Origin of the sequence: Pseudomonas silesiensis (genome assembly GCF_001661075.1) — a bacterium.
Taxonomy (GTDB): domain Bacteria; phylum Pseudomonadota; class Gammaproteobacteria; order Pseudomonadales; family Pseudomonadaceae; genus Aquipseudomonas; species Aquipseudomonas silesiensis.
In genome coordinates this window covers 3841611-3854462 of record NZ_CP014870.1, presented here as the reverse complement: position 1 = coordinate 3854462, position 12852 = coordinate 3841611, and the positions used below count along the sequence as shown (strand labels likewise).

Below are 12852 nucleotides of genomic sequence, written 5' to 3'. Positions count from 1 at the left end.
GGGTGTCATCGAGCTTGGAGGAATCTGATCCGTATTTTCCTGCGCCATCTGCTGCTGTAATGCACAGCGTCCACGGCTCACAATGACAGCACGGTTCGCAGTGTCGTCAGCTACTGCACCGCAAACTCATAACGTAGGAGGCCCCATGGGCAAGATGGCATTTTTCCTCGGTGGATTTCTGGTGTTGACCATTTTGATCGGCGCCCTTGCCACTATCTCTCCCGTTTAGTCCTTCCCGCAGTGCCGCCACCGTTCAAACCTCCCGCCAGCGCCGCGCCTGAATAAGCAAGGCTGGCGCAAAGTGCAGCACCACCATCCGCACCAGATGATGAGTCAGGATGAACACCACGTTCAACCCGCCACTGAAGGCGACGAGTGTGATGGTCTCGATGGCGCCAGGCATGTACGCCAACCACAACGTGAAGGGATCGCTGTCCAGCACCCGCCCGGCCATCACGGCAAAGGCCGCTGCGATCAGCAGCATGAGTGATACGGACATCAGCCCGGCACGGCCGTGGCGCATGAGTTCCGTCAGCGGGATGTCCTTGAACTTCGAGCCAATCAACACACCCAGCAGGACAACGGCACTGTCGACACTCCATTGCGGCATGTGGAAGGCCTGCAGATAACCCATCTTGATGTAGACGCCGGTGACGACAATCGCGGTGAGCATGAAGGGGGCGGGGACGCCGACGCGCAGCAGCAATCGGCCGAGCACCATGCTCAAGGCGATCAGCGACAGCAGGCTCAATGCCGTACCCGTGACCAACGGACTGCTCTGGGCAATAACCGCGCTGGTCTGCGCGGGAATGCAAAAACTGACCAGCACGGTGATCGACAGCAGGCGGACCAGGTGCACGACGATCACTTTGCCGGACGCGCGTTCGGACTCGAGCAAGTCGAACACCGCGGCGAGGGCGCCGGGGTAGACCGCCAGCAGGCTGTCCTTGCGGTTCCATCCCGAGACCCTGAGCAGCCAGCAACCGGCCACGGCGCTCTGGACTGCCAGGGCCAGCAGCATGAACCCCAGGCTGGGCAACATGGCCGCCGCCGTTTGGCTGTCCCATGACTTGAACATCAGGCCGGTTGCGATCCCCAGGACGATTTGCACATAGCCAAGACTGAGGGGCAGGGTGGGTGAAAAGCGCAGGTTGCTGGCGAACAATGCGGTGGCGAGTATCGAGCCCAGCAACAGGCCATGGGGGATGCCGGCGTACTGCAGCGCGACACCGACGCTGATGGCGATCAGCAAGCAGAGTAGGGTTTTCATGGGGCTGACGAATCTTCCTTAATTCTTGAAATAACCCAACGCTTGCATCGTAATGCTGTTCAGTTCTGGACATTGTAGGAGCAAGCTCGCTCCGGGCGGCATTCTGACGATGGACGCCAGAGCACCGCGTGTTATCCAGCAAACACGCGTTATCGTTAGCGACCATCGCGAGCAAGCTCGCTCCTACAAGCATTGAACGCTTGCATCGAGTGTTCTTTTCAGGGCACGCACGTTGTCCCACTTAACGGCTTGAAGCGTCAAGTGCGCCGGGCTCAATGCAGGGCAAGACCTCGCCAGCCAAAAAGCGCAACGCCTCCACAGTGGGAGGCGTTGCGGGTTTTCAGCAGTACCTTTCAATTATTTGAGATCGAAGCGATCCAGGTTCATCACCTTGGTCCAGGCTGCAACGAAGTCTTTGACGAACTTCTCCTTCGAATCGCTGCTCGCATAGAATTCGGCCAATGCTCGCAGCTGCGAATTCGAACCGAAGACCAGATCGACACGGGTCCCGGTCCACTTCACTTCACCGGTTTTACGATCCCTTGCTTCAAACTCCTCATTAGCCTCCGAGACCGGCTTCCATTCCACGCCCATATCCAGCAGGTTCTTGAAGAAGTCGTTGGTCAACGCTTCCGGCTGCTGGGTGAACACCCCGTGCTTGGTTTGTCCGGCGTTGATGTTCAACACCCGCAGGCCGCCGAGGAGCGCGGTCATTTCCGGTGCGCTGAGTGTCAGCTGTTGTGCCTTGTCGATCAGTAAGGCCTCGGCGGGCACGCGGTAGCGGGACTTGAGGTAGTTGCGGAAACCATCGGCAATGGGTTCGAGGAAACCGAAGGATTCCACATCCGTCTGCTCTTGCGAGGCGTCCATCCGTCCTGGTGTGAACGGCACCGTGACGTCGTGGCCGGCATTTTTCGCCGCCTGTTCGATACCGGCGCTGCCGCCCAGGACAATCAGGTCCGCCAGCGAGATCTTCTTGCCGCCGCTGTTGAACTCGCTTTGGATGCTCTCGAGTTTCGTCAGCACGTTTGCCAGTTGCTCAGGCTGGTTGGCCTGCCAGAATTTCTGCGGGGCCAGGCGCAGGCGGCCACCGTTGGCGCCGCCGCGTTTGTCGGAGCCGCGGAAGGTGGACGCCGCCGCCCAGGCGGTTGATACCAGCTGCGAGACCGTCAGGCCCGACGCCAGCAGTTTGCTCTTGAGTGCGGCCACGTCGCTGTCGTCGACCAACGGATGGTCGACCGCTGGAATCGGGTCTTGCCACAGCAGCTCTTCGTTGGGCAGTTCCGGGCCGAGGTAGCGCGACAGTGGACCCATGTCACGGTGGATCAGTTTGAACCAGGCGCGGGCGAACGCGTCGGCCAGTTGATCCGGATTCTCCAGGTAGCGCCGGGAGATCGGTTCATAGATGGGGTCGAAGCGCAGCGACAGGTCGGTGGTCAGCATCGTTGGATTGCGCCGTTTCGACGGGTCGTGGGCATCGGGAATGATGCCGGCGCCGGCGCCGTCTTTCGCGACCCACTGGTTCGCCCCGGCCGGGCTTTTGCTCAGTTCCCACTCGAAACCGAACAGGTTCTCCAGGTAGTTGTTGCTCCAGCGGGTGGGCGTGGTGGTCCAGGTCACTTCCAGGCCGCTGGTGATGGTGTCGCCGCCTTTGCCGGTGCCGAAGGTGCTCTTCCAGCCCAGGCCCTGTTGTTCGAGGCCGGCGGCTTCGGGTTCGGCGCCGACATTGTCGGCAGGCCCGGCACCGTGGGTTTTGCCGAAGGCATGGCCACCGGCGATCAGTGCCACGGTTTCTTCATCATTCATGGCCATGCGGGCGAAGGTTTCGCGGATGTCCTTCGCCGCGGCGAGCGGATCCGGGTTGCCCTCGGGGCCTTCCGGGTTGACGTAGATCAAACCCATCTGCACCGCCGCGAGAGGGTTTTCCAGGTTGCGCCCCTGCTCGGTGCGGCTCTCCTCGTTTTCCCCAGGTTCGGCCACCAGCGGGCCTTCGCCGGGCTCTTGCATGGGCTCGTTTTCCTTGCCGTAGCGGGTGTCGCCGCCCAGCCATTTGTTTTCCGAACCCCAGTAGACGTCTTCGTCCGGTTCCCACACGTCCTTGCGACCGCCGGAAAAACCGAAGGTCTTGAAGCCCATGGACTCCAGCGCGACGTTGCCGGTCAGGACGATCAGGTCAGCCCAGGAAATATTGCGGCCATATTTTTGCTTGATCGGCCACAGCAGCCGGCGCGCCTTGTCCAGGCTGACGTTGTCCGGCCAGCTGTTGAGTGGCGCGAAGCGCTGTTGACCGGAGCCCGCACCGCCGCGGCCATCACCGGTGCGATAGGTGCCGGCGGCGTGCCATGACATGCGAATGAAGAGGGGCCCGTAGTGACCGAAATCCGCCGGCCACCATTCTTGTGAATCGGTCATCAGAGCGTTCAGGTCTTGCTTGAGCGCCGCAAAGTCCAGGCTTTTGAAGGCTTCGGCGTAGTTGAAATCCTCGTCCATCGGGTCGGTCAAGGACGAGTGCTGGTGCAGGATCTTCAGATTCAGTTGGTTCGGCCACCAGTCGCGGTTCGTCGTGCCACCGCCAGCGGCGTGGTTGAACGGGCATTTCGATTCGTTTGCCATGTGTGAGCTACCTTTAGGTCGTGTTCATCCGGCTATCCGGCCCGGAATGGGCGCGCAATAGCGACGAGCAAAATCAATGACTTAGGCGGCAGGGCCAGCAGTTTGATCAACTGATTGTCTTGACCACACGGGAATTCTGAACAGCGGCAATCGAGTTGCCTGCGCGGTGGCCCACGGGTGCCCTAGTCAAGCTTCGGACTCATTCGGTGTTTCCTGATCAGCGCTAATCCGGCCAGCTTGTAGTGCCAGCGCTGGAATAAGGTTAGACCCGAGTGCGGGAGTCAGCTAATAGGTGGAGTATTCGGGGGTGATAGGCAGAATCTTTTAGCTTGGCCTGCCGCCCGACTGCCAATTGATTATCCCCGGCTTTCTGATGATCGTTCTCTCGCTTGCATGGGGGAAATGCACTCGAGACGTTCGGTTTACGCTTTTCCCTCCGTGCTCCCAGGCATTACTCAGAAACGCCCTACGCACCCACCAGAAACGTCCTATTTCCTTCGTGGCCGCCATCGTAAAAGCTCTCGAGCGCTTGAACGAGGGTGGACACAACGCCTCCCTGTCCGTCCCCCACAGACCAGGAAGGCCTGACCATGCCCAACCCCATACGCACCTTCTTCGACCACAGCCGGCATAAACTCAGCGTCCACAACTTCGACGCCACCCTCGACGTCCTGGCCTTCCACGGCGAAGAACAACTCAGCCAGCCCTTCCACTACGTCATCGAATTCACCTGCACCGAACAGGACATCGCCGCCGACCAGCTGCTCAATCGCGACGCCCGTTTCAGCCTGCACGCCCCACCGCGCAAGCCCAGCTTCCTGACCCGGGACCTGCCGATCAAACCGCTGCGCACCCTGCACGGCGTGGTCACCGGTTTCAAACGCCTGTCCGGCTCCATCGACGAAGCCCGCTACGAAATCACCCTGCAACCACGCCTGGCCTTGCTCGCCCGCGGCCAGCAGTTCCGCCTCTACCAACACCAGTCCGTGCCGGAAATCGTCGAACACATCCTGCGCAGCCGCCACGATTTCCGCGGCGAGGATTTTTTCTTCAAGCTCACCCGCACCTACCCCAGGCGCCTGCAAGTCATGCAATACGGCGAAAGCGACCTGGCCTTCATCGCCCGCCTGCTGGCCGAGGTCGGCATCTGGTACCGCTTCACCGGCGACGAACGCCTGCACCTCGACGTCGTCGAATTCCACGACGATCAGCTGCATTACCAGTCCGGCATCGAGCTGCCGTACCACTCGCCCGCCGGCCTGAGCAGCACCGAGCAGGACGGCGTCTGGGCCCTGCAAACCCAACACCAGGTGGTGGAACGCCAGGTCAACATCCGCACCTACCAGCACCGTGACGCCTACGCCCACCTCGACGGCGAGATCGACCACACCCGCGGCGCGACCACCACCTACGGCGAGGCCTACCACTACGCCGAACCCTACACCGCCCTCGGCGACCGCTATCAATTCTACGAAGACCTGCCACCGGAAACCGGCTACTTCTACGCCCGCCTGCAACACGAACGTTACCTCAACGACCAGACCCGCCTCAGCGGCACCAGCAGCAGCGCCACCCTGGCCCCGGGCCAGGTGCTGAAAATCACCGGCGGCGCGCCCCAGGCCTTCGCCCGCGGCACGGTCATCACCCACCTCAGCACCCGCGCCGCCCGCGACGCCAGCTTCGAAGCCCGGTTCCAGGCCATCCCCTATTCGGAAAGCGTGTGCTTCCGCCCACCGCTGCAGCCCAAACCGCAAATCGCCGGCACCCTCCCGGCCCGGGTCAGCAACCCGCAAAAACACGACCCCTACGCCGAAATCGACGTTGAAGGGCGCTACTGCGTGCAGTTCCTGTTCGACCGCGACACCTGGAAACCCGGCGAGGAAAGCATGTGGCTGCGCCTGGCCCGGCCCTACGCCGGCGACACCCACGGCCTGCACCTGCCGCTGATCGCCGGCACCGAAGTGGCGGTGGCCTTCGAACAGGGCGACCCCGACCGCCCCTACATCGCCCACGCCCTGCACGACAGCGAGCACCGCGACCACGTGACCCTGCGCGCGCGCAATTACAAACGCAACGTGCTGCGCACGCCGGCCAACAACAAGCTGCGGATGGAGGACACAAGGGGCAAAGAGCACGTCAAGCTGAGTACCGAGCACAGTGGCAAGAGCCAGCTGAATCTTGGGCATTTGGTCGATGCCGAGCAGCAGCGGCGGGGTGAAGGGTTTGAGTTGCGCACCGATGGCTGGGGGTCGATTCGGGCGGGGAAGGGGGTGTTTATCAGTGCCGATGAACAGGCCAAGGCGCAGGGGCCGGTCCTGGAAATGAGCGCGGCCATCGGCCGCCTGCAACAGGCGGGGGAGCAGCTGCAGCAACTTTCTGAAAATGCCCAGGCCGCCAACGCAGATCCCGCGGATGTGCAGGCACAACTGGCATTCGTGCGCCAACAACTCGAAGAGCTCAAAGCCGCCGTAGTACTCCTCAGCGCGCCCCAGGGCATCGCCCTCACCAGCGGCAAGCATCTGCAATTGGCCGCGCAAAACAACCTGATGCTCAACGCCGGCGGCGAAGCCGACCTCAGCGTGGTCAAGCGCCTGTTCATCGGGGTGGGGCAGGGGTTGAGTGTGTTCGTGCGCAAGCTGGGGATCAAACTGATCGCCAACCACGGGCCAGTAAGCGTGCAAGCGCAAAACGACACACTCGAACTGATGGCGCGCCACGGCCTGGCAATCACCAGTACCGAAGACGAAATCCATATCACCGCCAAGAAGAAAATCACCCTCAACGCCGGTGGCAGCTACATCACCCTCGACCCCTCCAGTATCGAGTCGGGAACGGCAGGTGATTACAAGGTCAAGGCGGCGCATTTCGACTACAGCGGTGCAGCCAGGCAATCGCTGGAAATACCGCAGCTGGCTCAACTGTCCGAGCACCAAGCCGAGTCCGTGGGGCTCTCGGATTTCTCAGCCTGATCCCTAAAAGACCCAAGGAGTGAAGCACACTATGCGCGATTTTCTCATTTGGCTGTTTGGCACCGAGTCGTCGTTCGGCCGGCACTCACGATCTGCCGCGCCCGTGACTCCCATCCGACCCGCTCCCGCCTTATCGACGGTTGTGGCTGACACTTCGCCAGAGCCAGGCGCCGATGGATTGCAGACACTGAAAAACTGGAGCCACCCGTTCAAGGACAAAGATACCTCCAAGGAGACACGCAACCCGCTGTTGCAACTGACCCACCTGGCCAACGCGAAAGCAGGCTATTTCCCCCTCGGCCGCAGCGGCCTCTTCCACGGCGGCATCCATTTCGACAGCGGCACCGCCGAAACCCTGGATCAATCCAGCGTGCACTGCCTGGCTGACGGTGAAGTAGTGGCCTACCGCATCGACACGCAGGCGCCGACCACGGCATATTTCATCGATAACAAACCGTAGAAAAACCGTTCTCGCGCAATTTCGTGCTGGTCCGCCACCGGCTGCAACCACCAAAAATCAATGGCAGCCCGGACGCGCCGCCCAGCCTGACCGTCTACAGCCTGTACATGCACCTGCAAGACTGGTCGGTGTACCACGAGGACCCCACCCTCACTCGCCCGGCGTTCTGGCCCGAGAGTCCGATCCGTCGCGTCAAACAGACGGTGAACGACGTCCGCCCCGGAAATCTTGAGCTGTGTGGCCTGAACGTGCGCACCCAGGACCGGAACGGCAAGGTGATCGACCTCTTGCCACGGGGCGCCGAAGTCACCGTCAGTGGCAAGGGACACATGCGTAAGCTGGAGAATCGTCTCGGCCCCGCCAATCTGATCAGCGCCGATGGATCGCTGCGCGGCTATGTGTCCCTCTCCGAGATCATGCTCATCGCCGGGGACGACTATTACGTCAAGGCGCTCGGAGGCTCGCTCAATGTCTACGCCGAACCGGACTTTCACAGCGAAGTCCTCATGGAACTGCCGAATGGCACGCGCTTCACACTCAGTGGCGACAGCAATTACCGCAAACTGGAACGCATCGACCAGTACGTGCATTTCGCCGCGTTGCAAGGCGAGCAGAAACCGCTGGGGCCGGACCGGGTGGTGGTGCTCGACACGCCCGTCGCGATCAAGGCCGGGGAACTGATCGGCCACCTCGGCCGGTACCAGGAGAGCGGTGCGCAGCAGCCGGAACAGAAGCTGCATCTGGAAGTGTTCAGTGGCGATGACGTCGATTCATTCATCAAGGCCAGTCGCGCCTGGGCCAAACGCCTGCCGGAAAAAGACAGGACCTGGCTGAAGCTCGCCATGGGCACCGCCGTGGTGCCTCATCAAGAAAATGCCACGGCGGCCCTACTGAAGGTATGGAGTGTCGCCAGCCCACTCAGTGCTGCCGACCTGTTAATCCCCAAAAGCGTACTGGATGACCTACCGGCCGACCGAAAAATCCAGGTGACCGCGAGCGAGAGTCGCAAAGCCAGTCACTGGTATCGCCTGGACGGGTTGCTGCACGGCGCGGACAACCACCTGCTCAATGGCTGGGTGCGGGAAGAAGTCGGCGTCACCCCATGGGTCAGTCCCTGGTCGTGGGAAGGCTACGACATCATCGACGAATACGACGTCCCTCAGGAATTCATGGCCTCATTCCTGCGCGCCGTTAAACGCCTGAGCGAAGCGCAACTCGAGCGTTTCGGTCCCATGGCGGATGAAGGGGACACGGGGCCGTTGAAGACCCGGCTGTACGACATCATCGACACCGACCGCAATGGCAGGATGACGGCTGAAGAGCTGCGAACGGCAATCAGCCTGCCCGCCCACGCACAGTCGATTTCGCAGTTGATCGTCAATTGTGAAAGCGAGTGGTACCACAAACCGGGCAAATGGGACCGGCTGGATGAGGTACTTGGGCATAGCGGTTCGACGCCACATTTGAATTGGTTGGCGGAGAAGCAGCGGATCAGGCAGATGTGTTGGTGGGGGGAGGTGGCTGCGGGAGTCGGGATTCCGGCGCATGGGGAGGTCTATCACTTTCATCCGGTGGGAATCGCTGGAAGGTTTACACAGCGATCTTGTGCTTGTGGAAGGGATGTCACTCTGGATGAGATGCAAGCCGTGATATCGGAACATCAAATAATGAGTGGCCTGTTTCTAAAATCTAATCATTCAGCAATCAAAGGCGTTGGCGCCAAAAACTTTTTAGTGATGTTGAATGATGCTATGAATAGATATGGAATAAAAGATTGTCTGGATAAGGCGTTCTTTCTGTCTAATATAGCAGTAGAGTGCGATAGATTTAAAACAACCGAAGAGTATAGAAATAAAGATGGCTCAATTCCTGATCATTGGAATAATTATCGGGGTGGGAGTAATTATCATGGAAGGGGGTTGATTCAATTAACCCATATCGAAAACTATCAATCTTATTTTAAAAGCGAGCATATGTCCATGTTCACGCCAGTAGAGCAAGTCGCGACCAATATGCGATTGGTTACTGGTTCTGCAGGATGGTTTTGGAGGAAGGGTTCTGCGTGGGGCGATATGAGCAAGCTTTCAAAAAATAACGATTTCATTAAAATCATAATTGGCGTCAATGGAGGGTTTAACCATGCGCATGAAAGGGAGCAGTATGCCCTGGCGCTCATTGAGAAACTTAAGGTTTCTACTTGTTCTGTGCATGGGGGGAAAGAGTTTACGAAGTATAAAATTTCAGAAAGTTCGTTAGTGGGAAGTGCGGTAGGGTTTGATATCTGGAAGCGTTATTTTGGTGAAAGCGATGAAATATTCAAAAAATAAAGCTGTCGCATTTGTGTTTTTAATACTGTTGCTTGTTCAGGTAAGTGTTCCTGGCTTCGCAAGCGCCGAGAAAAACGCTAAAGTTTTTAACTCGATGCTGGCAATGGGTTATGAAGTCCAGGTAAAACTTGAAAAAAATAAGTATTGGTTTCGATTGGGTGATAATGAATGGGTATTGTTGAAGGGTGACGTTCTGGAAGGGGGAGGGGCCGTAGAAGTATTGTTCATGGATGTCAATGATAACAATATTAATGATGTATTTGTTAAGTTGTTCGAGGCTGGCGCGAATAGCCTATACGCTCTGTTTGTCACTACAATTAGAGATGGAGTTGTCCTGTTTTCTGAACACGGTGAGGTATTTGGTTCACCTTACTTGAATGGTCAGGGGGAGTTGACAAGCGTCAAACATGATGGCCCTTTTTCAAGGATTGAAATATATAAAGGTGATCGGGGGGAGTTTTATCGATCGGAATTTCGTGAGGCTATTAATTCCGATCTCGAGAGAGTGACAACCTACGATCAGCACGGGGAGACAAATTTTGCGATAAGTTTTCTCGGGACAAATATAATTGCTGATGCCTGCATAATTTCGGAGCGAGCATATTTGTCTCGGATCCCTTCTTCTTTAGGGATTACAAAAACATACCTTGTCAAGGGTGATAGGGTCGTAGTACTCGACTCTACTGGTGATGGTAATTGGCTTAAAGTTCGTTATCTCGGAAAAATAGTTACCGAAGCGTGGGTGTCGCAAGAAATGCTGAGTTTTAGTGCGGTAGATCACTGTGGTGAAAGATAGTGGGTGTTTCGATATTGTGTGCGAAATTGCTGAAAGAAATGTTAGTGCCTATGTCGTTGCTTCTGTTTTTCGTCTGCTTTGAGGCGTCAGCAATAGAAATAGTCGTCGGTAAAAAGCCGGGAAGTATCAATTTCAAAGACTGCAAGGAGACGACTTGAAGAAGTTGGCGGTTGACAAGCACCTTTAAAAGTGGGCGTTTACACCACGCATGCGAGAACTTTCATTCAAAGCCCTTTGTTGAAAGTGATATTGGGCTGGTAAGAAATATAATGTCCAATAGAGATCGTTGGTCGAACGTCCCAGACGATAGGTTTAAGCGAAGATCGGAGTATATAGAGCAATGAAAACAATTTGTTTGTTTGTACTGGCTGCTTTCGCCGCTGGTTTGGGTGAGGCTTCGGAATTTAACTATAAGAGAGTAATTATGGCAGGGACAGGCGACGTAGGAGATCTTTTGGTTCGATATCTTATTTCATCGGATGAATCATGTATTGTTATCCAAAATTTGCTTCCTGGCAGTAGAGGGACGGTATCAGCAGAGAAAAAAATCTGCTCATTAGCTGGTAAAGGCTTTAATGACGGATACACAGCTGTGGATGTCAAAGAGGGCGCCTTCAAAGATGGAAAACTTCTATTCAAAATTGGAGTGACCCCCCTACAGCCCATCGGTGAGACAGTTATGTCCTGCGAAGCAATATTTTATAATGGCCTGGCAGATCACCTTTCCTGCCAGGAAAAGGAAGAAATCAACGAAGTGACCTGCAAATGCAACACGGAAAATTAGTATTTATAGTTTTTCAATATCGTAGTCACCGCAAGCAGGCGCTGATTACTTCATGCGCTGAAAAATTTGAAGATGTTCTTAAACAAACTTCTGTGCTGTCTTCGGGGTTGTGATATGTCAAAAAAAACGTTCTTTATCATGGTGTTGTTTTTGATTTCGCCCTTTTCAAAATCAGCTGCAGTTGAAATAGTAAATGGGGCGAAAGCTGGAAGTGTGGTGTTGCGTGATGGGAGTGGCGAAGTAGTGTATGAAAATATTACGGGCAATGAATACAATGTCGCTCGTAGTTTGGTTGATATAAACGGCATTCCTGCGTTGCTCGTTCTTTCCAGAGATAGTTTTTATTTTACCCTGCTGTCAAGGGGGAAGGAGATATTAATTGATTGTGCTTACGCTGATAGTCGAAATAATTATAATGGCGCCAGGATGTCGGCTGGGACGTGTGGGCTTAACATTCCGCTGAGCGAGGACTATGTTGAAGTTGCACAGAACAATTCAAACAGGTGGTCGTCTTCGATTTTTTCTTTCGATACAAGCCCCGTTTTCAAGCAGAAACTGGCGACTAACTTCTTGTTGGGAACGATTGGCGATGTTGAAATTTATGATAGATATGCTTCGGAGGAGGCGCTTGAGAATGCATTGCCTCAGAAATATATCAAAGGTCCCTCTGGCTGCTTTGGTTTTAAAGAGGCTGATGTTTTTTTAGTGTTTTTGAATGGCGGCAGTCCTCAGCTTAAATATCTCGATATTCTCCGATCTGAAGAGCCCATTGGATTTGCCAGAAAGACGGAAGATGATTTAAAAAAACTAGCCACTGATAAATGTTTGTAGTGAAAGTTTTCGATTCGACTGCATATCATTTGTTGGTGTGCAGTGGGCTCTAGAAAGACGATCAGCAGTGGCTTCAGTTCTGGAATATTAAAAAGAGCCAGTATGGTTAGGCGCCGGGCTCCTAGATGAGAGGTAAAGTATGCAAGGCATAATCAATGCTCGCAGCGGACGTGCATTAATTTCCCCCCTATCTGAAACGAGAGCGCGTTAGTCATGCCCGTCAGACTGGATAAAGTTCCACCTCTTGCGCCACGTCCTGCACGGCCTCGTATCTGGTTGTGGCTCGGCTTGCTGCTGTCGGGTTCGTTGTTGGGACTCGGAGGGACCTTGCTGTTCGGCGACGAAACGTTGCACCAGAAACCTGGTGAATTCTGGGGCCTGGCCTTAGGCATACCGATCCTGAGTTGGTGCGTGCTGGGTTTTGGGCGAATGCTGTTTCATATGGGCGAACACGCTGCTGCCGATGGTTGGGATGAAGCGCGGGAAGAAGTCCTGATCCGCAAAATTCGACAGGGTCGACGCTCGCAGCAAGTGTTGGGTGTGTGCTGGTATACCGCGCTTTCAGCGCCAGGGGAGCCGCCAGCCGCACAACTGGATGCCTTGCTGAGCGCAACCATAGCCCTGAAATCTCAGCCGTCGAGGTCGGACCTGACTACTTTTAGTCATAGTCGCCTGTCAGCGGGTACGGACGCAGACCTCAAACGGACACTACTGCGAATACTTGCACAGGTGCTCTCCGACTTGGCGCCAACCCTGGCGCGATAGCCTGATAACGCGCCGCTCGCCCTGCTACTGGAAGTCG

9 protein-coding genes are annotated in these 12852 nt (G+C 56.3%); 7 read left to right on the top strand and 2 right to left on the bottom strand.

What is annotated here, in order from left to right; genetic code table 11:
- Positions 1 to 253 precede the first annotated feature (253 nt).
- Together PMA3_RS17070 and katG are read right to left on the bottom strand one after the other, a co-directional pair.
- Positions 254 to 1270 carry an AbrB family transcriptional regulator gene (locus tag PMA3_RS17070; protein ID WP_064678274.1) on the bottom strand — a complete coding sequence of 339 codons (1017 nt, stop codon included), beginning with the start codon at positions 1268 to 1270 and terminating at the stop codon, positions 254 to 256.
- A 357-nt stretch (positions 1271 to 1627) separates the two neighbouring features.
- Complete coding sequence (katG, locus tag PMA3_RS17065) at positions 1628 to 3883, bottom strand: catalase/peroxidase HPI (RefSeq protein ID WP_064678273.1); 2256 nt, start codon at positions 3881 to 3883, stop codon at positions 1628 to 1630.
- Between the two features lie 590 nt (positions 3884 to 4473).
- On the opposite strand from katG, the gene PMA3_RS17060 reads away from it, so the two are divergent.
- The 7 genes from PMA3_RS17060 to PMA3_RS33175 all read left to right on the top strand — a co-directional run bounded on the left by PMA3_RS17060 (position 4474) and on the right by PMA3_RS33175 (position 12815).
- Positions 4474 to 6852 (top strand): type VI secretion system Vgr family protein, encoded by a 2379-nt coding sequence (locus PMA3_RS17060; RefSeq protein ID WP_064678272.1) that lies wholly within the window; start codon positions 4474 to 4476, stop codon positions 6850 to 6852.
- A gap of 178 nt (positions 6853 to 7030) precedes the next feature.
- Positions 7031 to 7312, top strand: coding sequence for a hypothetical protein (locus PMA3_RS17055; protein WP_064678271.1), 282 nt, complete (start codon positions 7031 to 7033; stop codon positions 7310 to 7312).
- Positions 7313 to 7335: 23 nt separating this feature from the next.
- Positions 7336 to 9639 (top strand): hypothetical protein, encoded by a 2304-nt coding sequence (locus PMA3_RS17050; protein ID WP_152032269.1) that lies wholly within the window; start codon positions 7336 to 7338, stop codon positions 9637 to 9639.
- Positions 9620 to 10435, top strand: coding sequence for an SH3 domain-containing protein (locus PMA3_RS17045; RefSeq protein WP_152032268.1), 816 nt, complete (start codon positions 9620 to 9622; stop codon positions 10433 to 10435). Before PMA3_RS17050 ends, PMA3_RS17045 begins: the two co-directional genes overlap by 20 nt.
- A gap of 340 nt (positions 10436 to 10775) precedes the next feature.
- On the top strand, positions 10776 to 11219 hold the full coding sequence (locus PMA3_RS32525; RefSeq protein ID WP_152032267.1) for a hypothetical protein: 444 nt from the start codon (positions 10776 to 10778) through the stop codon (positions 11217 to 11219).
- Between the two features lie 114 nt (positions 11220 to 11333).
- Positions 11334 to 12050: a hypothetical protein gene (locus tag PMA3_RS17040; protein ID WP_152032266.1), complete on the top strand. Its 717-nt coding sequence runs from the start codon at positions 11334 to 11336 to the stop codon at positions 12048 to 12050.
- Between the two features lie 213 nt (positions 12051 to 12263).
- A complete protein-coding gene (locus PMA3_RS33175) occupies positions 12264 to 12815 on the top strand; it encodes a hypothetical protein (RefSeq protein ID WP_237140644.1) in 552 nt (183 codons plus the stop codon).
- The last annotated feature ends 37 nt before the right edge of the window (positions 12816 to 12852 follow it).

Excerpts from the sequence above, each read along its gene's own strand:
- PMA3_RS17070 (WP_064678274.1), bottom strand. The coding sequence starts at position 1,270 with ATGAAAACCCTACTCTGCTTGCTGATCGCCATCAGCGTCGGTGTCGCG.
- katG (WP_064678273.1), bottom strand. The coding sequence starts at position 3,883 with ATGGCAAACGAATCGAAATGCCCGTTCAACCACGCCGCTGGCGGTGGC.
- PMA3_RS17060 (WP_064678272.1), top strand. The coding sequence starts at position 4,474 with ATGCCCAACCCCATACGCACCTTCTTCGACCACAGCCGGCATAAACTC.
- PMA3_RS17045 (WP_152032268.1), top strand. The coding sequence starts at position 9,620 with ATGAAATATTCAAAAAATAAAGCTGTCGCATTTGTGTTTTTAATACTG.
- PMA3_RS32525 (WP_152032267.1), top strand. The coding sequence starts at position 10,776 with ATGAAAACAATTTGTTTGTTTGTACTGGCTGCTTTCGCCGCTGGTTTG.
- PMA3_RS17040 (WP_152032266.1), top strand. The coding sequence starts at position 11,334 with ATGTCAAAAAAAACGTTCTTTATCATGGTGTTGTTTTTGATTTCGCCC.
- PMA3_RS33175 (WP_237140644.1), top strand. The coding sequence starts at position 12,264 with ATGCCCGTCAGACTGGATAAAGTTCCACCTCTTGCGCCACGTCCTGCA.